At 49.7% G+C, this 19,957-nt stretch carries 19 protein-coding genes and 3 pseudogenes; 7 read left to right on the top strand and 15 right to left on the bottom strand.

Annotated features, from left to right (window positions below; all coding sequences use genetic code 11):
- The 4 genes from purF to purC are packed head-to-tail and all read right to left on the bottom strand — an operon-like array spanning nucleotide 1 to nucleotide 5,108.
- A complete protein-coding gene (gene purF / locus BLU12_RS01710) occupies nucleotides 1-1,350 on the bottom strand; it encodes an amidophosphoribosyltransferase (protein WP_091460116.1) in 1,350 nt (449 codons plus the stop codon).
- Between the two features lie 24 nt (nucleotides 1,351-1,374).
- Nucleotides 1,375-3,459, bottom strand: coding sequence for a phosphoribosylformylglycinamidine synthase subunit PurL (purL, locus tag BLU12_RS01705; RefSeq protein ID WP_234945368.1), 2,085 nt, complete (start codon nucleotides 3,457-3,459; stop codon nucleotides 1,375-1,377).
- Nucleotides 3,459-4,133 carry a phosphoribosylformylglycinamidine synthase subunit PurQ gene (gene purQ, locus BLU12_RS01700; RefSeq protein ID WP_091460113.1) on the bottom strand — a complete coding sequence of 225 codons (675 nt, stop codon included), beginning with the start codon at nucleotides 4,131-4,133 and terminating at the stop codon, nucleotides 3,459-3,461. The genes purL and purQ overlap by 1 nt, the downstream gene beginning before the upstream one ends.
- Nucleotides 4,134-5,108: a phosphoribosylaminoimidazolesuccinocarboxamide synthase gene (gene purC / locus BLU12_RS01695; protein WP_091460112.1), complete on the bottom strand. Its 975-nt coding sequence runs from the start codon at nucleotides 5,106-5,108 to the stop codon at nucleotides 4,134-4,136.
- A gap of 162 nt (nucleotides 5,109-5,270) precedes the next feature.
- On the opposite strand from purC, the pseudogene BLU12_RS01690 reads away from it, so the two are divergent.
- Nucleotides 5,271-5,816 (top strand): annotated as a pseudogene (locus BLU12_RS01690) (IS3 family transposase); the annotation flags it as partial.
- A gap of 123 nt (nucleotides 5,817-5,939) precedes the next feature.
- On the opposite strand, the gene BLU12_RS01685 reads toward BLU12_RS01690, so the two are convergent.
- A complete protein-coding gene (locus BLU12_RS01685; protein ID WP_091460109.1) occupies nucleotides 5,940-6,542 on the bottom strand; it encodes a hypothetical protein in 603 nt (200 codons plus the stop codon).
- Between the two features lie 245 nt (nucleotides 6,543-6,787).
- Here BLU12_RS01685 and BLU12_RS09925 point away from each other — a divergent pair, with 245 nt between their 5' ends.
- From BLU12_RS09925 to BLU12_RS01665, 4 genes are all read left to right on the top strand, one after another.
- Nucleotides 6,788-6,964 (top strand): hypothetical protein, encoded by a 177-nt coding sequence (locus tag BLU12_RS09925; RefSeq protein ID WP_159428494.1) that lies wholly within the window; start codon nucleotides 6,788-6,790, stop codon nucleotides 6,962-6,964.
- Nucleotides 6,965-7,229: 265 nt separating this feature from the next.
- A complete protein-coding gene (locus BLU12_RS01675) occupies nucleotides 7,230-7,409 on the top strand; it encodes a hypothetical protein (RefSeq protein ID WP_234945367.1) in 180 nt (59 codons plus the stop codon).
- Nucleotides 7,410-7,629: 220 nt separating this feature from the next.
- Nucleotides 7,630-7,815 (top strand): hypothetical protein, encoded by a 186-nt coding sequence (locus BLU12_RS10040; RefSeq protein ID WP_234945366.1) that lies wholly within the window; start codon nucleotides 7,630-7,632, stop codon nucleotides 7,813-7,815.
- A gap of 122 nt (nucleotides 7,816-7,937) precedes the next feature.
- Nucleotides 7,938-9,578 (top strand): phosphoenolpyruvate carboxykinase (ATP), encoded by a 1,641-nt coding sequence (locus BLU12_RS01665; protein WP_091460105.1) that lies wholly within the window; start codon nucleotides 7,938-7,940, stop codon nucleotides 9,576-9,578.
- A 64-nt stretch (nucleotides 9,579-9,642) separates the two neighbouring features.
- Here the strand turns inward: BLU12_RS01665 and rlmN are convergent, their stop codons facing one another.
- A complete protein-coding gene (gene rlmN, locus BLU12_RS01660) occupies nucleotides 9,643-10,674 on the bottom strand; it encodes a 23S rRNA (adenine(2503)-C(2))-methyltransferase RlmN (RefSeq protein ID WP_091460103.1) in 1,032 nt (343 codons plus the stop codon).
- 122 nt (nucleotides 10,675-10,796) lie between these two features.
- Nucleotides 10,797-11,513, bottom strand: a complete 717-nt coding sequence (locus tag BLU12_RS01655) for an SIMPL domain-containing protein (protein ID WP_091460101.1) — start codon at nucleotides 11,511-11,513, stop codon at nucleotides 10,797-10,799.
- Nucleotides 11,514-11,720: 207 nt separating this feature from the next.
- Here BLU12_RS01655 and BLU12_RS01650 point away from each other — a divergent pair, with 207 nt between their 5' ends.
- Both BLU12_RS01650 and BLU12_RS01645 read left to right on the top strand, forming a co-directional pair.
- Complete coding sequence (locus BLU12_RS01650; RefSeq protein ID WP_200778689.1) at nucleotides 11,721-11,969, top strand: ribbon-helix-helix domain-containing protein; 249 nt, start codon at nucleotides 11,721-11,723, stop codon at nucleotides 11,967-11,969.
- Between the two features lie 2 nt (nucleotides 11,970-11,971).
- On the top strand, nucleotides 11,972-12,313 hold the full coding sequence (locus BLU12_RS01645) for a type II toxin-antitoxin system PemK/MazF family toxin (protein WP_091460099.1): 342 nt from the start codon (nucleotides 11,972-11,974) through the stop codon (nucleotides 12,311-12,313).
- A gap of 29 nt (nucleotides 12,314-12,342) precedes the next feature.
- Here the strand turns inward: BLU12_RS01645 and BLU12_RS01640 are convergent, their stop codons facing one another.
- The 8 genes and pseudogenes from BLU12_RS01640 to BLU12_RS01605 all read right to left on the bottom strand — a co-directional run.
- The gene (locus BLU12_RS01640) at nucleotides 12,343-15,222 is read right to left on the bottom strand and encodes a hypothetical protein (protein WP_143270371.1); all 2,880 of its coding nucleotides are present in this window, start codon (nucleotides 15,220-15,222) and stop codon (nucleotides 12,343-12,345) included.
- 76 nt (nucleotides 15,223-15,298) lie between these two features.
- A complete protein-coding gene (locus BLU12_RS01635; protein ID WP_091460096.1) occupies nucleotides 15,299-16,108 on the bottom strand; it encodes a hypothetical protein in 810 nt (269 codons plus the stop codon).
- The gene (locus BLU12_RS01630; protein ID WP_091460095.1) at nucleotides 16,105-16,440 is read right to left on the bottom strand and encodes a hypothetical protein; all 336 of its coding nucleotides are present in this window, start codon (nucleotides 16,438-16,440) and stop codon (nucleotides 16,105-16,107) included. The genes BLU12_RS01635 and BLU12_RS01630 overlap by 4 nt, the downstream gene beginning before the upstream one ends.
- A 219-nt stretch (nucleotides 16,441-16,659) precedes the next feature.
- Nucleotides 16,660-17,220 carry a hypothetical protein gene (locus BLU12_RS01625; protein WP_091460093.1) on the bottom strand — a complete coding sequence of 187 codons (561 nt, stop codon included), beginning with the start codon at nucleotides 17,218-17,220 and terminating at the stop codon, nucleotides 16,660-16,662.
- 117 nt (nucleotides 17,221-17,337) lie between these two features.
- Nucleotides 17,338-17,835: a hypothetical protein gene (locus BLU12_RS01620; RefSeq protein WP_091460092.1), complete on the bottom strand. Its 498-nt coding sequence runs from the start codon at nucleotides 17,833-17,835 to the stop codon at nucleotides 17,338-17,340.
- Between the two features lie 441 nt (nucleotides 17,836-18,276).
- Nucleotides 18,277-18,763, bottom strand: a pseudogene (locus tag BLU12_RS01615) (UPF0236 family transposase-like protein); the annotation flags it as partial.
- 150 nt (nucleotides 18,764-18,913) lie between these two features.
- Nucleotides 18,914-19,369, bottom strand: coding sequence for a hypothetical protein (locus BLU12_RS01610; protein WP_091460090.1), 456 nt, complete (start codon nucleotides 19,367-19,369; stop codon nucleotides 18,914-18,916).
- A gap of 313 nt (nucleotides 19,370-19,682) precedes the next feature.
- Nucleotides 19,683-19,957: pseudogene (locus BLU12_RS01605) on the bottom strand (UPF0236 family protein); the annotation flags it as partial.

Genomic DNA, 19,957 nt, shown 5'->3' with positions numbered 1-19,957 from the left:
TTATTCCTCCAAATACTTGCCGTCGAAGCAGGCCGTGCAAAGTTCTTCTGCGGGAAGGTCGATGGAGTTTATCAAATCTTCCACTTTGAGAAAGCAGAGCGTGTTGGCCCCTATAAAATCCCTCAAATCCCCTGTATCCATGGCAGCGGCGGCGAGGTCCGCCGACCTTGGCGTGTCTATGCCGTAAAGGCAGGGAAACCTGACAGGGGGAGAAGCTATGCGAAGATGTATCTTGCGCGCTCCCGCCTCGCGAAGAAAGCGAACTGCCAGCTGCGAAGTGGTGCCTCTGACGATGGAATCGTCCACGACCACTATGTTACGGCCGCGAATGAGCTTGTCGATAGGATTGAGTTTGATCTGAACGCCCAGTTGCCTCACGCGTTGGGTGGGCTGGATGAAGGTCCTTCCCACGTATCTGTTTCTTACTATGGCCATCTCGAAGGGAAGGTCTGAGGCCACGGCGTAGCCCAAAGCTCCGATGGTACCGCTATCGGGCATGCCTAAGACCATCTCTCCGTCGGGGGAAGGGCACGTCCCGGCCAGGTTCTGGCCAAGTTTTAACCTCACGTCGTAAACCGATTTGCCGTCAATTTCGCTGTCAGGGCGGGCAAGATAGACGTATTCGAAGGAGCATCTGAAACGCCTCGCCGGCTTAACCGGTATGGAAAGGCTCGTTATTTCGCCCCTTTCGATTATTACGATCTCTCCAGGGTTGACGTCGCGCACATGAGTAGCCTTAACGATGTCCAGGGCACAGCTTTCGGAGGCCACGTAGTGAACGCCGTCCCTTTTTCCTATCACGAGAGGTCTGAAGCCCCAAGGGTCCCTTGCGGCTACGAGTCGTCCTTCTATGAGGGCGACGATGCTGAAGGCTCCCCGCAACTTGCTCAGTGCCTTTATCAGGGCATCGATTGGAGGCAAGTCCTGTTCGTGGGCCATTAGGTGGAGTATCACTTCTGTATCCGTTGTTGACTGAAATATGGCGCCTCGCGACTCCAGGTCTCGCTTCAGCATTTCGGCGTTAGTGATGTTGCCGTTGTGGGCTATGGCTACCTGCCCCTTGGAGTAGGTTGCATGAAGGGGTTGGGCGTTTATGATCGACGACTCTCCGGCGGTGGAGTAGCGCACGTGTCCAATTGCGCAACTTCCTCTTTCCTTGGAAAGTTGTTCCTGGCTTAACGCAGCGTGTACCAGGCCCATTCCCTTTTGAAGGCGCAGGGCGCCGCCTTCGTCGAACCAGGCTACACCTGCCGATTCCTGACCTCTATGCTGTAGGGCATAAAGTCCCAAATACACGTCCTCTAAAATAGAAGGTTCCTTCGGTCCTATAACGCCAAAGATTCCGCACATTTTTCGATTTTCCTCCGTTGCCGATCAGGCAAACCTTACGTTTTTGTCTTCCCTGACCCTTCCGATCTCTTTTACGGGAAAGCCGTCCCACACCTTCAAAAACTCGCTTGTTTTGGCTTCAGGGACGGAATAAAGGGCGCGGGGACCTCCTTCGCCGAACAAAAATTGGACGTCTCCCCCCTTGATCTCAAGGCCAAACCTTGACCCCGAGGCCATCTTTATTGCCGCTAAAGCCAATCCGCCCAGGCTGACGCATCTTCCACAGGTGGCAAGCTTTAAGGCGGCGGTCTTTATTGCCCTTTCGATGAAAGTGCGTTCATCGTCGAAATTGACGGGGTCTACGGGGCCAGAGATCCTTCCTTCCACGTAGCGCCTATAGGCGCTTGCCTGCAGGCTTGCCTCTTTTCCGACCAAAAACAACCTGTCCGATAATTCCGGCCCTTTGGCCTTGAGGAAATGCATGCCATCGAAAGCTCCGACGGCACAAACGACGGGCGTGGGAAGTATAGCGCCTTCGTGAGATTCGTTGTAGAGGCTTACGTTTCCCGATACTATGGGACAATTGAGCTTTTCACACGCCAAGGCCATGCCCTTTACGACCTCCGATATGATCCAGAAATTTTCGGGGACTTCCGGGGATGGGAAGTTGAGGCAATCGGTCATCCCGAGGGGGTATGCGCCGGCTACCGCCAGCTTTCGTATGGCCATCGCTACAGTTTCCACACCTCCCGCAAAGGGATCTGCAGCACATGTCCAAGGGTCGCTTGCTGCCGCAAGGGCTATTAGTTTGTCCGCCTCTTTTATATAAAGGATTGCCACTGGATTTCCGGGACCTAAAGTGGTCCTTGTCTGGACCATGTGATCGTATTGCTCGTAAATCCATGATTTGTCCTCAAATTGAGGTAGAGAGGCCAGAAAATCGACTACCTTCGAAGGGTCGCTTCGATCAAGCGCAGCACCTTGAACTTTGGGGTAGCTTACCCCAAGTTCATCGGGTTTATGGACCGGCCAGTCCGTCTCTGGGCTCGAGGCAAGAAAGGAGGCGGAAAGGTCTGCTACGATCTCGCCTTTATGTGTCAATACGTATCGGTCTTCGTCGATGATCTTTCCTATAATGGCGCACTCCAGTCCCCATTTATCGGCTATGGCCCTAACTTCTCCAAAATTTGTTTCATCGATGGCAAGTAGCATCCTCTCCTGAGATTCGGAAAGGGCTATCTCGAAGGGTTTCATGTCCTCTTCTCTTAGGGGGACATTATCTAGGTAGATTTCAGCTCCGGCTTTTGCCTTTGCGGCCAATTCTACGGAAGACGACGTTATGCCTGCGGCGCCCATATCCTGCATGCTCACTATAAGCCCTTTGTCCAAAATTTCGAGACAGCATTCTATGAGGAGTTTTTCGGCAAAGGGATCTCCCATTTGGACCTGCGGCTTGCTTTCCTTTACGGATGCATCAAGCTCCGCCGAGGCGAAAGCTGCTCCTGCAATACCGTCACGTCCCGTCTTTGAGCCCACGAGAACTAAGATGTTCCCCGGCTTTGCCGCCGTTGCGCTTACTACCTTGTCAAGCTCAACCAAGCCAGCGCACATGGCATTTACCAGGGGATTTCCACTGTAGGCGGGATCGTAGTAAGTCATGCCGCCGACGGTTGGAACGCCAACGGCATTTCCGTAGCTTCCGACGCCCCGGATTACGCCTTCTCTCAAAAATTTTGTCCTCCTTTCCTCGGGAGGGCCGAAGAAAAGGCAATCCATAGAGGCTATGGGGCGGGCGCCTACGGCCAGTATGTCTCTGATTATCCCTCCGACTCCCGTGGCCGCACCCTGGACGGGCTCCACGGCTGAAGGGTGATTATGGCTTTCAATTTTGAAAGCGATGCCTAAGCCCGAACCGATATCGACGATCCCGGCGTTTTCTCCCGGTCCCCGATAAACGTATTTTCCCGTCGTGGGAAACAGGGAAAGCAGCTTTCTGGAGGATTTGTAACTGCAGTGTTCTGACCACATCACGGAAAAGAGCAACAGCTCTGTCTCGTTGGGTTCCCTTCCAAGCCCCTCTTTTATCTTAAGGTATTCCCCTTCCTTTAGACCGTAAAGATTTTTAGCCATCATCGCATCTCCTTTACCCATTTGCTCAATCCCTTGAAGAACCTGACGCCTCCTTCTCCTCCCAGCAGGGGGTGAACAACCCTTTCAGGATGGGGCATGAGCCCCAGTACGTTACCCTCTTTGTTCGTTATTCCCGCTATGGCTTTCAGAGAGCCGTTAGGGTTGTCTGCGTAGCGAAAGACTACACAGCCGCTTTCTTCAAGTTTCGTCAAAGAGTCGTCGTCAAGGTAGAAAAGCCCGTCGTGATGAGCGATGGGGAAATTCACTATTTCGTTCTTTTCGTAAAGTTGGGTGAAGGGGGTGTCGTTTCGCTCAACTTTTATTTGACAAGACCTGCATATGAATTTTGTCGATGCGTTCGGCAAAAGGGCGCCGGGCAGGAGCTTTGCCTCGGTGAGTATATGAAAACCGTTGCAAATCCCTATGACCAGGCCTCCCCTTTGGGCGAATTCGGCTACGGATTTCATTATGGGAGATTTTGCCGCCATGGCCCCGCATCTCAAATAGTCGCCATAGGAAAAGCCTCCCGGGAGGACTACGATATCAGTATCGGAAGGCAGACTTTTTTCCGCGTGCCATATCATCTCCGCATCGGCGTTGCAGCAAAGTTCAAAAGCCCATTTGACGTCTCTGTCGCAGTTGCTTCCTGGAAAAATTACAATTGATACCTTCATCTATATTTCCTCCAGTTCGAAGGAATACTCCTCGATGAGGTCGTTTACAAGCAGGTCTTCGCACATTGCCTTTATCCTGGATGCAGCGTCTTCTTGAGATGGAGAGGTCAGGGTAATTTTTATATATTTCCCAACCCTTACGTTTTTCACTTCATCATAACCCAAGGAATGCAGCGAAGAACAGACGGCCTTACCCTGGGTGTCCAGTACGCCTTCTTTGAGGTAAACGAGGATGTTAGCCCGGTATTCGGCTGAGCAACTTTTGTCCCAGTCCGCGATCCTGCGCCATATCTCCTCGTAGGCTTCAAGGACGTTTCCCAGGTCCTTCCTGAACCTGTCTTTGTCAAGCCTTTCTTTTGAGGTTATGTCCCAGAAACGGCAGGTATCGGGAGATATCTCGTCGGCCACGAAAATATTTCCTTCATCGTCCATGCCAAATTCAAGCTTGAAATCGACCAATTTGATGCCTTTCTTAGACAAATATTTATGTAAGATTTCGTTGACCTTTAGGCTAAGTTCCTTCATTTTTTCCACTTGAGGCTTTGAGGCGAAGCCGAAGGCCCTGATGTGGTCTTCCGTTACCAGGGGATCGCCAAGCTCGTCGTTTTTGAGGTAAAACTCCACAAGTGGTGGCACCAGGTCTAAGCCTTCCTTGACGCCGAGCCTCTTGCACAAAGAGCCCGTGCTTGTGTTTCTTACGACCACTTCCAGGGGGATTATCTTGAGCCTTTTAACGAGCTGATGGTTGTCGTCGAGGAGTTTTACGAAGTGAGTGGGAATGTCTTTGTCCTGAAGGAGCTTTAAAAATGTGGCGCTTATGAGGTTGGTCAGCCTTCCTTTGCCCTGCATTCTGTCTTTCTTTTGCGCGTTGAAGGCCGTTAAGGAATCCTTGTACTCGAATATCGCAAGGGTCGGATCGTCGGTCTCGTATACTTTCTTTGCCTTGCCCTCGTAAATTAGCTTAATTTTATTCATCTCATCACCTTCACACATGGAATTTTACCTTACATTTATGGCATAGATGGGTATAAAAGTCAATATTTTTAAGTTTCATTCCTTTCTGCAAAGATCAAGCCCCTAAACTGTTGTAAAAAGGTCGTCTAAAAAAGGCGGCAGTTGGTGGTAAGACAAAAAAGCCACCGGGACTTCACGGCTGAGGCCCCCAACCGGCTGTGGGTAGCTGACCTCACCTACGTGAGAACCAAAAGCGGTTTCGTCTATGTCGCTTTTGTCACAGACGTCTTTTCCCGGAACATCGTCGGCTGGTGCGCCTCGACGTCGCTGAAGACAGATCTGCCCCTAAATGCCCTGGAACAGGCGCTGTACGCCCGGGAAGACGCAAAAGGTCTGATCCATCACAGCGACAGGGGATCGCAATACCTTTCGATCCGTTACACCGACAGGCTGAGCGATGCGGGGATCAAGCCTTCCGTCGGCAGCGTCGGCTATCCTTTCGACAATGCCTTGGCTGAAACGGTCATCGGTCTGTACAAGACGGAGGTCATCAAAAGAAGGGGCCCTTGGTGAGGCCTTGAAGATGTGGAATTCGCGACCCTGGAACGGGTGGACTGGTTCAACAACCGGAGGTTTCTTGGAAGGATCGGGTATATACCGCCAGCGGAGCTTGAGGAAACATATTACAGGAACCAAAGACCCCACGCCATGGTTGCCGGACTCAAATAAACGAGCCTCCGGAAAAACCGGGGCGGTTCAGACCAACCGCTCGCAAACGTCCTTGCTCAAATTCCAAAAAACGCGTGGAACCACCGATGAAAACCTTTTTCATACCGAACTCCTTGCGATACCTCAAACCCATTTTTTCGTAAATTTGCAGTAGTAGTACTCATCAAGGATCTTGAGCGGGTTTTGATCGATGCCCGAGCCGGTTCCAAGATTACGGACTTGTTCCTGCATCATTTCCATGAACCTGCAATACGAAGGGGCGTTTTGCCCCTTCTTTTTCAGCGGGCAACGACAGGCCTTAGCGATTGCACGGTCCCAGAGGGGGAAAAATTCCGGCGCCAAAAGGTGCAGGCTTTTTGCGGCACCCACGGGCCCCAGAAGTTCTTCAAATTCTGAAAAAACTTTGCTTACAGGGTCTTTGTCTTCAGTTGAAAAGCTTTCTATAGTGCGCAACCTGAAGCCTTCAATCACCTGCCGATGGCGATTCAAAAGTCCTTCTATTTCGTCAAAATGCCGGCTGTCAAAGGGGGTGTAACGATAAAAGGCCCTGTTCCATGTCTGGAGAAGCACGGCGAGGGCTTCCGCCAGTGTCAGCTTTGTTTTCCCCTCGAAAACGAGCCTCACCAATTCGGTGGCCGCCTTGTAAAACAGATCCCGGGGCTCGTGCTCCGCAAAGGCTTTGTGAGCCGCCTTGAGCTGTTCCAGGGTGACCTTTTCCTGTGTCATGCTAAACCCTCCCCTAAATGGTATTTATTGTAAATACTGTCTATGACAGCCTGTACGCTACTATTAAGCGTTATTTAAGGGGTTTGACGCTCGTAGACGGTTCAGCTTCAATTTTAAAACAGCTAAGTGCGACTTTATTATACCTTTTACTCAAACATCATGCATCCTAGTGCCTCTCAAGTGCACCTGGCGGCAAGTGGTGGACATGGGTAATGGGTTTTTGCACGTTCGCTAGGCGGCGTGGATTGAAATCTGTACAAAACCGACCGGCAGCAGGTCCATACCATGCTAAAAATACATGTACGACGCACCGACTAAGAAAAAAGGCCCCGAAAGCTGCCGAAGAGCTCATGGACTTTCTGAAAGAGCGCTATCCCGAGGCTGTGGGTATTTTGGACAATGCCAAAGACGACATGACATAAGGAAACGGCCTCGGCGAAACAACCAGTAAACATGGCTCAACCCGAGGCCGTGGTGGTGAATATGTAACCGGGTCTGAATTTACAGCAGTTCTGGGAGTTGACTTCTGCAAAACCCTACGCAACAGAAACAGTTCACCTGTCATCTTGACCCATAAGGAAAGCGATCTCTTATACTCTCCCTCGGTAAGGAAGCCCGCGGCCTCAAGGAATACTGGATCAAGAACTTAAAGCCCACGAAACCGACGAGCGCGAATAGGGTTTCATTTTGACCGTTACCGGCATGACCAGGTCGGGCCCCTTTTATCACGTAGCAGGCGTGATGAATGACGATTTCAAGATTCTGATGCCCGGAAAGTATAGGGTAAAACTTTACTTGGCCTATAAAAGGGAGTACTTCGGCGGTATCCCCGATTACTACCTGTTTATATGTGACAAATTGCAGTAAAGCTCAAAGTGGAGAAGTGGTAATATATGACATATAACATATATCGAGTACGTGGGTCAGAAATGAGGTAATATGTTTTATATTCTGATAACTGTCATAAGCTTTATAGCAGGTTCGATCACCGGGCTAATTGGCGCTAGCGGCGTAATGGTAATAGTTCCGGGACTCGTGATGTTGGGTTCTTCTACCTTCGATGCCATAGGTTGCAGCTTACGGAGCTTTGGGACATGCTTTCACGGGAAATCTCCCCATGGACATTGCCATACCCAGCGCGATCGGCACGGTGGTAGGGGGAAGGTTAACAGCAGGCTTTGCCAACAAGACAAATGAAGCGGTCTTGGGAAGGATAGTCGGCATCATCTTTGCCGTTCTGGGAGCGTTGATGATTTTTGGGGTAGGACAGTAGGGAATGTTTATAATTAAATAAAACGTGCCAGAGTATCGTCGTGCAAGATAAACGCTCCCTTGATTCTATAAGCTGTGTCTTAATTATTTACATAGCCATTTAAAGAGAGAGGAGAGATATAGATGGCTACTGTAGGGCATTATCAGGACGGGTTGGAGGGGTTGCGATCAAGGATCAGGGCGACCGTCGAAACTGCATTTTACGGCAATAATGTGATGCCCGTTGCTTCTGTGAGAGATGCCTACCTGCTTGCGAAGAATAGTCCGGGAACGGTGGAGCTTACGGGTATGCCGATGTGCGAGACTGAAAGTTTCGGTTTGCCTCAGGGGGCCAATGTGCTTCTTTTTAACGACGGGGCGGTGGTCGGTCGTTGTGCCGCTGCCAGAAAGATTATAGGGGAGCCCGATGTCGACGTAGATGAATACGCTTTCAAGCTTCGCGAGGCAATATACGGTACCCGTTATCGAAAGTTATATCACGTCGAAGCCGTTGTAGGCTTGGATCCTGACTTCATGGTCAAGGCTCATCTTCTGATCCCGGAGGGTCATGAAAACATTTTGTATAACTGGCTGCTTAATTTTCAGCATTTAAACGGTGAGTACAGCAATATGTATGGCGATTCCAAAGCTTATCCCGAAGGCGATATTTTCATCTTCTCGGATCCCGATTGGCGACATCCCGATCACCCGCTGGGCTTATCTTTATTTGATCCGTCACATAATTGTGCTGCCATTTTGGGCATGCGGTATTTCGGCGAATTTAAGAAGGGTACCTTGACTTTGGCTTGGGGCATAGCAACTAGAAACGGCTTTATTTCCTGCCATGGCGGCTTAAAACGGCTTCGCCTGCCCAATGGCGAAGATTTCGTCATGGCGGTCTTCGGTCTGTCGGGTTCGGGAAAATCTACCATTACCCATGCAAAACACGGCGGGAAGTACGAAGTGACAATCCTCCACGACGATGCCTTCATCATCCGTTGCGACAAAAAATACTCAATAGCTTTAGAGCCTACTTACTTCGATAAGACGCAAGATTACACAATGAACAGCGAGGCCAGCAAATATATCCTGACTCTTCAAAATAATGGCGCGGCAAGGGGAAGTGACGGAAAGCTTTACGCCGTCATGGAGGACGTGAGAAATGGCAATGGAAGGGCAATCAGGTCCAGGCTATGGTCGCCTAATAGGGTAGACAGAATGGATGACCCCATCAAGGCGATCTTCTGGCTCATGAGGGATCCGACCCTGCCTCCTGTAATAAAGGTGACCGATCCCGCTTTGGGTTCGACCCTGGGGGCTACCCTCGCTACCAAGAGGACCACGGCAGAGAGGCTTTCACCTGAGATCGACCCATATGCATTGGTCTTTGAGCCCTACGCCAATCCCTTCAGGGTATATCCGTTGAGCATAGATTATCTGGGTTTCAAGGAGCTTTTGTCTGACGGTATAGATTGTTTCATCCTGAACACTGGAGATTTTATGGGGAAAAAGATAGGTCCTGACCTTACTTTAAAAATTATAGAGGACATCGCCGAAGATGAGGCCAAATTCGTCTCGTGGAAGCCTTTTAAGGATCTTCAGATCATAGCCATAGATGGTTTTTCACCTGACTTTGACGAGAAATCCTATAGAAAACACTTCGTTGAGCGGATGGAGGATAGGATTAAGTTCGTAAGGGAAAAAGAAACCAAAAAGGGCGGTTTCGATAAGCTGCCCTCTGAGGCGATGGAGAAATTGCAAGAAATCATCGTGGAATTAAAGTAACTACCTAAGGCTTTAAAAAAAGAATACCAGGGCAAGCAGGGTCTCCCCGGCATCCTTTAATTTGCTATGCCATAATCCGCTTCAGCTGTCCGCAGGCTGCGTTTATGTCTGAGCCTCTCTCTCGCCTTATTTCGTGCTCTATGTTCAGTTGAGAAAGGATGTTGCTAAAGGCCTTGATGCGCCCGGCAGAGGAGCGTTTGTACGTCGAACCTTCTACCTGGTTGTAGGGTATCAGGTTGATATAAAAGAACAACCCCTTCAAGAGGGCTGCGAGCTCGTAGGCGTGTTCGGGCAGGTCGTTTACGCCCTCCAGCATCAGATATTCGAAGGTAACGCGGTCGTTAGTAGCCGATTGGTATCTGCGAAGCGCTTCCAGCAGAGATGTCAGAGGATACTTTTTGTTAATCGGCATTAGCTTGCTCCTCAGCCTGTCGTTTGGCGCGTGAAGCGAGACGGAAAGTTTTACCGGCATCTGCGCTTCGGCCAGGGCAAGTATCCCCGGTACGATGCCTGCCGTCGATATGGTAATCCGCCTGATACCGAGGCCCCTCATTTTAGGTTCGTTTAATATTTTGATGCTCTTAAATACCGACTCCTGATTTAAAAAGGGTTCGCCCATACCCATGTATACGACGTTATCTATGTCTCGGCCTGCAAGCTTTTCCATCGCAAGAAACTGCCCCACAATTTCCCCTGCCGATAGGTCGCGCACGAAACCGCCCTGTCCCGATGCGCAAAAGGTACATGCCAGAGGACAACCCACCTGTGTGGAAAGACAAGAAGTAAGCCGACCCTCCTGAGTGAGCAGGACCGACTCCACCCTTTCGCCGTCGTGAAACTGCCAGAGGTACTTTTTAGTTCCGTCCTTGGAGGTTTCCTCGCGGGTTAAGATAGGAGGTGCCACCATAACCGCATCTGCCAGCTTTCCCCTTAATTCTTTGCTTAGATTCGTCATCTCCTGAAAATCGAAGATCTTCTTTTGATATATCCACTGACATATCTGGTCTGCCCTGTACCTTTGGAGGCCAAAATTTTCCGTCAGGGTTTCTGTCCATTGGTCGTAATCCAGTTCAAGCCCCATTACCAACTCTTCCATACTTCATCCTCCCGGCAACGCCCGTGAATCCGTCGGATCGCTATGACTAACGAAAGTCGCGATTGCAATTTAGACGGCTTAGATTAAATGACATGTCTTTATACCAAATTTGACGATTAATATCAATGGGAAGACAGAAAGAAATCTATGGTCGTTACGACTCTTACTATCTTGAAGTCGGGTGAGCCCGCATCTCTGTCTTCTATGGTGAAATATCCCTGAGTTGCTCGCCTTATGGCGCCAACCTGACTTCCCGAATCTCTGGCGAACTGCTCGGCAGCCTCTCTGGCGTTTTTGGTCGCTTCGGCGATCATCTCCGGTTTAATGTCGTTTAATTTCGTGAAGGAAAAACGCGTAGAGCTGTTCTCGCCGAGAGCGATGCCTGCCGATACCAGCTCTCCGGACTTTTCCATGGCCTTTTTCACGCCGGCGATGTCATTTGACCTGAGCGTGATCCTGGTTAGAGCTATATAACGATACTCCCTGTCTTTGCCTGCGTCGTAGTAGGGAAGGGACTGCGTATCGGTGATTTGAGGCGGCATGCTTGAAATTTCCGACTCGGAAAAGCCGGCCTCGAGTAAGAAGTTGTAGAGTTTCGATTTGTTGTCGTCTATGTCCCGTTGAAGCTCCTCAAGGGTGTTTGCCGAGTTTCTGAAGGAGATGTTCCATATTGCGAGGTCTGCCTCCACGATTCGCTCGGACAACCCCTTTACCGTGACGTAACGCTCCGCCATCTTTATTTCCTTTATGGCGCTGCCTAAAAGGTAACTGGAGATTATGAGCCCACAGGCTAAACATATTCCTAAAGCCAAAAAAGCGACAGTTCTTCGGTCCGTCATCTTTGGATGCCCCCTTTTTATCTATTATAGCCTGTATAAAGCATCGGCGTTACAGTATTTACGCAGGGTAAGCTTGTTAGTTAGACCGATTAGGGATGTGCTTTAAAAGCTCGTAGAGCTTACTTCATATTTATGACACATTTGTGTTTACAAATTTGTTACTAATAAGTATACTTAATATAAGACTTTCAAGGGAGATGATGAAAAATGGCAAGCAGCACCGTGCGCATCGACTCTTTAACTCACAAGATGCTGCAAAGCCTTTCGGCCCAAACGGGGCGCAAGATGCAGGAAATTTTGCGCGAAGCGGTCGAGCTGTACCGCCGCAAGCTCCTGCTCGATAAAGCTAACGCCGCCTTTGCTACTTTGAAGGCAGACTCACAGGCGTGGAAGGAAGAGCAGGAAGAAAGAGTCGCCTGGGATGTTACACTCCTTGACGGGCTGAAGGACAATTAAAAATGGCAGAACCGTCTCGCGGAGAGATATGGCTGGTGGACTTAAATCCCGTTTGTGATCACGATCAGGCAGGCAGACGTCCGGCCCTTGTCGTTTCGGTCGACGGCTTTAATCACGGACCTGCCGGGCTTGTGATTGTAATTCCTATTACCACAAAGGATAAGGGCATTCCCCTTCACGTCGGAGTTTTCCCGCCGGAAGGCGGTCTGAACGAGCAAAGCTTCATAAAATGCGAAGACATCCGTTCGGTTGCAAAAGAACGGCTTGTTAGATGCCTTGGAAGGGTGGAAGAAGGAACGCTTGCGGAAGCGGAAGACAGGCTGCGCATCCTTTTGGGATTATAAATTTACACCTGCAAGATATAGTATAGCATCTAATTAATCTTTTTGCTGCTTATAACCCCTTCTTCCAGTATCTCGATCTGCCTTTGTTTGGGTAGGACCCTTACCGTGATGTCCTTCTTCTCGCCCGGAGAAAGCGTTATCTCCATTTCGGGGTTTTGGATGTAGTGGTAGGCCGGCAGGTTGTAATCGTAGGCTTTAAACTTCCATGTGCCCGGGCGAATGTTCACGAACGAAAACTTTCCTTCGTCGTCCGTCAACGTGCGTATAGTCTCGTCGTCGCGGGACAACTCGACCAGCACTCCCTTAAATACCTGGGGCGTTTCGGCCGAGCCGGGTTCTCCGAGTATTACAGGTTTGGTAGTTTCAGGAGCACGAGCGGGTTCGCTTTTGCCCAGGACCACCTGTCCGCTCAAGGTGGCTGCCTTTACAATGGTCAGCTCGACGTTTACAGTCTTTCCCGCTTCGACGGTGACTTTCATAGGAAGCTTTTCTTCTGTCGTCTTTCCAAAACCCATGGAGCTTAGGTCCATGTTTAAAAGGTATGTGCCGGGCGGCGCAGAGAAAGTGAACCTCCCCCCGGCGTCGGTAGCCGTCTTGCTGCCGTTTAAGGTCGCGATCGCCCTTGAAAGGGGCTCCTTGGCGTCGTCTTGAAGTTCCCAAACTTTTCCGGATATGACCCCCAGGGACTTCTTCTTTCCCACGGGTATGCCGATGGGGATGGAGTAGGAAAGGACGTAGTTCGTCTCGACGTACTCGCCGTATTCCCAATCGTAGCGGCGGATTTTGAAGCTCCAGTAGCTTTCGTCGGGCATGAAATATTTCAGCTCGAAGTTGTACTGGTCGCTTTCAGGCCTTTTGGAGTTGAAGTTATACTTCGTATACCAACCGCTTAAAGTCAGCCGTTCCGTCGCCTGCCAGCGAAAGGAAAGGCCCAGATTATTCTGGTCCGAAAGGAGCCTGCTGCCTTCTATGGCAGAATTATCCCCGAAGCCGCCGTAAAGCGTCAGAAAAAGTTCAGCTGACGGCATGTAGGACGCATAAAAGCTGTAGTTCCAAGGAGAAGCGCTGACGCCCTTTATCCCGTCGTGCTGATCTGCATAGCGGGCTTCGACCCGGTAGTTGAATTTCTCAGCGCTTCTTCCGATGCTGAAACGGTAGGCCTTCTCGCTTATGTCGTAGTTTGAAGGCTGCAGCCTGTCCTTCCTGCTGAAGTCGTCGTAGGCAAGCTGAGCATACCAGCCATTAGAGAGGTTGTGATTGATTCCCGCCTGAAAGAGCGTCTCTTCGGTCGACGTATCTCCCCTGTCGGGATCCATGTCAAGGTTTGTCTCGTAGCTGCTGTATGAGACGAATCCGTTTAGACGCTTCGAGAGAAGAAAGCTCAGCGAGCTTGACGTGTAGTCGCTGTCGTTGTAGTAGCCGTAAAAGTCCGGCTCTGCATGGGTCTTGCTGAAGGAATAGCGAAATTTCTCCAAGTTGCCCGACATATTGACGTCGTAGGCACTGCCCTTTAAGTCTTTTGTCCTGCCTCTGCGCTTTCCTTCCGCGTATTCAACTTCAAGGTCCATATCCCTGGCGGGCTTGAAGCTTCCTTCTACGCTATAAATGTCGTCTTTAAGGCTTGGGGTAACGTAGTAGCTGTCCTGCTTTCTTTTTAGATAGTTTATCTTCCACGCGGCGTTGGATGAAGGCCTGCTTTCTACGTATATGCCCTGTTCGTCCCACTCCGGAGCGCCGAATCGGCTTTTTAGGCTGTAGCTGCCTAAGTTGAAGTTTTTATCTTCCGGGTGGTATTTCGCTTCAATGCCCCTGCCGTATCGCGAATAAGACGTCAGGTAAGAGAGCCCGTAGCTTTGGTCTCCCACCCTAAAGTCGAACTTTGGATCAGAGTAATTTAGGTAATATTCGTCCCTTTCCCCGTAAAGGCTTTTGTCCTGCGTGTCGGGGCCGCGAAAGAGAAATTCCACCTGGCTGCTTCCTTCCTTGAGATATCCCTTGCCTTCAAGCTCGACGTCAAAGCCTTCGGACTTGTCTTCGTCCTTTTGCCCCAAGGAGCGCAGGGTAAGCGTGGTCGGGATGCGCTGGTACAGGTCTACCCTTGCCATCTGCGACAGCACTTCCGTCCTGACGAAAAGGGAAGTCTTCACTGAAGGGTCTTTCTTGCTTGAAGCTTCCAACGTGACTATGTGGTTTAAGCTCTTTGGGATCTTTGAAGGGGTGTGAACCGAAAGGGAGATGGGAGCGCTTTCGCCGGGCTTTAGGGTCATCTCCATAGCGGACAAGGTCAAGGGGTAATCGCTTGAGCTTCTTGCGGATATAAGGACGTCAAGTGCGCTGTTTCCGTTGTTTGTAATCCTGGTCCTTATTTCGTATGTCTGCCCGGCTGTAACCGTGTCGGGTGCGCTTTCAAGGAAAAGCTTCATTTCACCCACGGAAAGGACGGATACGCCCAGCGCAACTTCGTCCCTTATGGCGTAGTCCCTTTTGGACCGCACAGAGTAAATGATCTCGTAATCCTTCGCTTCGGCCGTATTTGGAACCTGAAAGGCCAACATCCTTACCGCTTCCTGTCCTGTCTGCAGGGTGAAAACGTCCGAAGGCGTTATCGCATGCCACCCTTCGGGCAGGACCAGGGACTCTTCAAAGGTCTCTTCCCTGCCCGTCATGTTTTCCACGACGAAGGTGGCGCTTACTATCTCGCCGGGCTTTACCTGCACTAAAGGCGGAGACATAAGGCGTACCTGCACGCCGTAGCCTTTCCCTTGACCGTAAGCGTTCGTTCCTAAAACGCAGGAAAGGGCGAAGATAAACACAGCTAAACAGCGGCGCTTGTGCAGCCGTAAAAGGCACCTAGACAGTATGTGCCGGACGCGAACGGACGGTCTGAAAGACAAATTGTTAACTTTCACATTGGCTTTCTCCTGTTACGAGAAAGGTAAACCTTTGATTACAGATTTTCATGGTTTTATAGTGCAGCTTTTGAAGTTACTTAACTTCCAGCGTGTATCTTGCGCCGAAGAGCTTTTCTTCGCCGCAGTCGGCTATGACCAGAGCGTTATATCCACCGGGTTTCAGCGCTCCAAGGTCGACGAAATATCTGACGGAACAGCCTGGAAATATCCTTAGTTTTCCCCCTTCAAACCGCCCCAGCGAACGCCCGCTCTGGTCTGCCAGATCAACGTAAAGGGCAGGGACAAGCCACCTTTCCCCTGTATTTTCCACGTCCAGGACCAAAAAGACCTTGCCGTCCCTGCTTTCAAGTCTTTTTGAAGCAAACCTAAGGGCCCTTTCTCCGGTGTCGCCTATGTGCGTGATCATCTGGACAGCGTGTCTGAATACGGCCTGCACGCCGATAGCTACCTTGTCTTTTTTGGCGCTCGGCGGTTCAAGCGCTGCCTTAGGGATAGGCTCGACCACGATAACGCTCCAGTAGGTGCCGCGAAGGCTTTGGTCGTTCGGCACGGTTATCTGATAGGCCACACTGGCGCTGCCCTTCGGCGGCACGGTTATCTGGTTAGGCGAATACGTGATCCAGGAAGCGTTGGAACGCGGCGTGCTCCCGGGCTTTCCGAAGTCGCTTCTTCCGTCCGCGTAAAACATGTAGTCAGTCTGATAAATATTGACGGTCACAGGCTCCGCGTCGTTGTTTATGATGACGATATTCCCGGAAGCCATTCCACCTATTGTCACTTCGTTTTCTATGGTTAGGCCCCCGGGAAGGGAGATGGCGCAAGCCCTACCGGAAGATAAAAAATAAATACACAGACATAAAAATAACAGCAGTATCTTTTTCATCGATCCACCACCGTAAAAATTATAGTAGCGCTGTAGTTGCCCGGGGGTACGTTTATGGAGATGCCCGAGACCTTGTACTGGACGGTAATGTCCGTCCTGTCCCCGCTTCCTTCAAAGAAATCCGTATCAGACGTCTCGACAGCTACATAAGAACTCCCCCCGCTTACGGTGCCGCTTCCGCTTCCGTCCCCCGTGCGCTTCACGTAAAGCGTCACCCCTTGCATCTGCGAAACACCGCTTTTTCGCACCCGCACCTGCCATGCGTCGCCGCTTCCGCCGGTGCCGGTTATATTGATCACCGTGGCGTCGAGCTTGCTTTCAAAGTATTTCATCAAATCGCTTCCCGCGCCGCCGACAAGACAGGAAGAATCGATGATGAAATTGCAGCCGCCGGCGGCGTAAATGTCAACGGCGCAAGCGGAAGGCCCGGATAAAATTAGAAATGCCACAGTAACAAAAGCAAAAAAAGCTGCTTTCTTTATGACAGACCACCCCGATTCGTGTAGAAGGGTAGGGGCAAAACGCCCATTGAAGAGATATTAATGGTCATGCTACTGATCCATGAGCGTAAAAGTGACAGTTCTTGCGCCAGCAGTTGGCGCCGGCGGTGTACTACCAACAGGAGAAAGCGTGTAAGTTATGCCCAGACTTTCGTTTTTAGCATTCCTTATATCTATTACCACGTCTTGAGCTGTCGTGGATAGGATTACATCTCCTAATGATGTACCCAAGGTCGGCGCTTCTAAGTTCACCATAAGCGTCAGCTCCGGCGGCATGGCGGTGTCGATCCTGGCAGTGATCTTTTTTTTCTTCCCTTTTGCTGTTATCGAATATGTCGTAGAACTGTCCGTAGCGGGGTCGGGCATGGCACCGGCTGTAGCTGTATTTATGGTGAGAATTACCGGAGCCAAATTGCTGAGTTCGTTTATGTCGGCTATGAAGAATGTAACGGTTTGAGTGGCGACATTATTTGCTTGTGCAATGCAGCATGACCCCAGCGTTAGCATCATTATCATCAAAATGAGTGACCACGCTTTTATATGCTTACCCAAAAGAATATTTCTGCCTTTTCGTGAGCAGACAAAAGCGCCCCTGCCATAGATAAACAACATTTACACTCCTCATCGTGCTCGAACCATTGGTGTCCTATGCAAGCCATTCCACTTCATGCAGGATAGGAAAGCGGGGCAAAAGTCCGCTTTCCTATCCTGAGAAACATGCCGTCGCTATTACGCATCCGTAAGCGTAAATGTCACGGTTGTCGAACCGGAACCAACTTCAGCTTCGGCCGTGGCTTCAAGCGTGTAGGTTATTGTGAGATTGCTTGCTGCCACTTGACTTATCCCTGTTACCACGTCGGAAGCACTGGTATCGAGCACTACATCGGGTTGTGGTGTAGCCCCGGTCGGCGCTTCTAGCTCCACCTTAAGCGTCAGCCCCGTCGGCATGGCGGGGCCGATCGCGGCGGTGATCTTCTTGTTGGTTCCGTTAGTGGTGATGGCATACGTCGTAGAACTGTCCGTAACGGGGGTGGGGTCGCTTCCGGGCGTGGCTTCACTTATAATGAGAGTTTGTGGGTCGTCGCTCACTGAAATTTCATTAATCGCCGCCACTTCAAAGTGCACAGATTGTGTAGCTGTATCTGTATCAGCTGCATGCGCGACGCCGTAAACCCCTAAAGCTAAAGCTATGGTCAATATTATTGTCACTGCCTTCTTCATATTCATCTAATTAACCCCTTCCTTTCTTAAAATGCTTTTTCATCAAATCTTTAGATCTTAACTTCTTGCCCTGTACGGCACACCATGTTTTCCCCTTTTAAGTCCCCCCTTAAATTTTGTTATTTGTGTTTTCCGGTCGAGCTCTTCGCCCATCCGCAGCCATTCTCATGGGACTGTCAGTAGCGACGTCGAGCTCACCTTAAATAAAATGCAAGTAAAGCAGCCTTTTCTTGTATACTATGGCTACAAACTAAGAGATGAAAAATTTTGTTTATTGACTTTCTATTCACATGAAATATGAAACCTTTATAATTTTTGAAATGATCCATATAATATACTCTAATGAAATACATGTCAACCCCCTAGGTATTTGACCGCGTCAAGTTTTTGTAGGATTTCCCTGAACCACTCCCCATGTGTCCTAAAGGGCAACGTCTTTTAGGTCAGTTAAAAATCAAACCCGCCATGACATATGCCCTTTAAGGTCGTGTATAAGGGCGTCACCTTTCCGGTGCCGAGTACCGTTATGCTTCCAAGCTCACTTGCAGCCGAACTAAATATACCTTTCAGGTTTAGTGTGAAGTTATATCCCTTTTTGTCTGCTCTTTCGCTTTCTTGGTTTGTATCCTTTATGTGTTCTGACCTTATCCTTCCTCCGCTACAGATATAGGCCCTCAAAGAAGACATGGCCTTTAAGCCCTTGCGGCTCCATGCTATAGGCCTGGAACTTAACCTAGAAGAAAGTACGTGGCTAATATGACCCTTTAGGACTTAAGCTTCCGCAATCCTCTTCGTTTCGAATGGTAATGGAGCCCCAGTTGTTGGTTATATATCTCCTAAAATCTGCGATCATCTTTCTTTCCCTCTCGCTTGAAGCACATTTAGCCATCTCGGTGGTTATTTTCTTAAAAGTGTTTAAGTCACTTGTATTTAGCACTCCTTTCATCCTTGAAATCATAATAATTTTACCTTGTAACTTTGCCCCCCTATATAGAATGAGTTACATTTCTTCCTTGCTTTCCCACCCCCTTAACTTTAATTTCGTATCAGCATGAATTAGATGTGTTGAAAGGGCCGTCGGCTGCTATTCATCCATAAGGGTAAAGGTAACGCTTCTTTGGCCCGAACTCGGAGCAACTGCGGCTGTGGCAGAAAGCGTATAGAATATCCTAATCTTACTTGCCGTTGCCGGACCTATCCCTGTAATAACGTCTTGCGGGGTTGTGGTTAGCCTGACTTCGCCCTCCGAAGTGCCCGTGGTAGATGGCGAATCTAGAAGCACCTTCAGAAGTAAACCCGCCGGCATGGGGGAGTCGATCCTGGCCGTGATCTTCTTGCCGGTCTCGTTCGTGGTGATGGCATACGTCGTAGTATCATCCGTAGCGTCGTCGGGAAGCGCTCCGGCTGTAGCTGCGTTTATCACCAGTGTCACTGGGGTGTTAAGGCTGATCTCGTTTATCGCCTGCACTTCGTATGTCACGATCTGCGTGACGGTAGTCTGTCCTTGTGCAGCTAAAGGCAGTGTGATAAGTAGTGCCAAAACAAGAATGGGTGTCCGTGCTTTTTTTGGTCATCATGGTTGCACTCACCCTTCTTTCTTAAAATTTCTTGCACTACCCTTACACACCAATTATACAATATCTGGTTATCAAATTACTAATATAATCTACATGAAAACTTTTGTTTATTGACATTTTATTCACACGAAATATGAAACCTTTATAGATTTTAAAATTGTCAAAATTATATACTCTAATGAAATACATGTCAATCCTCCGAGTTGCCTCGACCGCGTCAAGTTTTTGTAGGATTTTTAGGAACCACTCCCCATGTGTCCTAAAGGGCAACGTCTTTTAGGTTAGGTAAAAATCAAACCCGCCATGACATATGCCCCTTAAGGTCGTGTATAAGGGCGTTACCTTTCCCGTTTTCAGTACCGTTATGCATCCAAGCTCACTTATAACGGGACCTAAGATCTCCTCCAGGTTCAAGGTGAATTTGTGTCTTTTGTCCGCATTCTCACCTTTTTGGTCTTTTTTCTTTATCTGTTCTGACGTCACCTTGCCACCGCTACAGATGTAAGCCCTCAAAGAAGACATGGCCTTTAAGCCCTTGCGGCTCCATGCTA

The sequence above is a fragment of the Acetomicrobium thermoterrenum DSM 13490 genome, from assembly GCF_900107215.1.
Lineage (GTDB): Bacteria > Synergistota > Synergistia > Synergistales > Acetomicrobiaceae > Acetomicrobium > Acetomicrobium thermoterrenum.
Note: the sequence above shows the minus strand (reverse complement) of the source record. Positions and strands in the feature narration are given on the sequence as shown.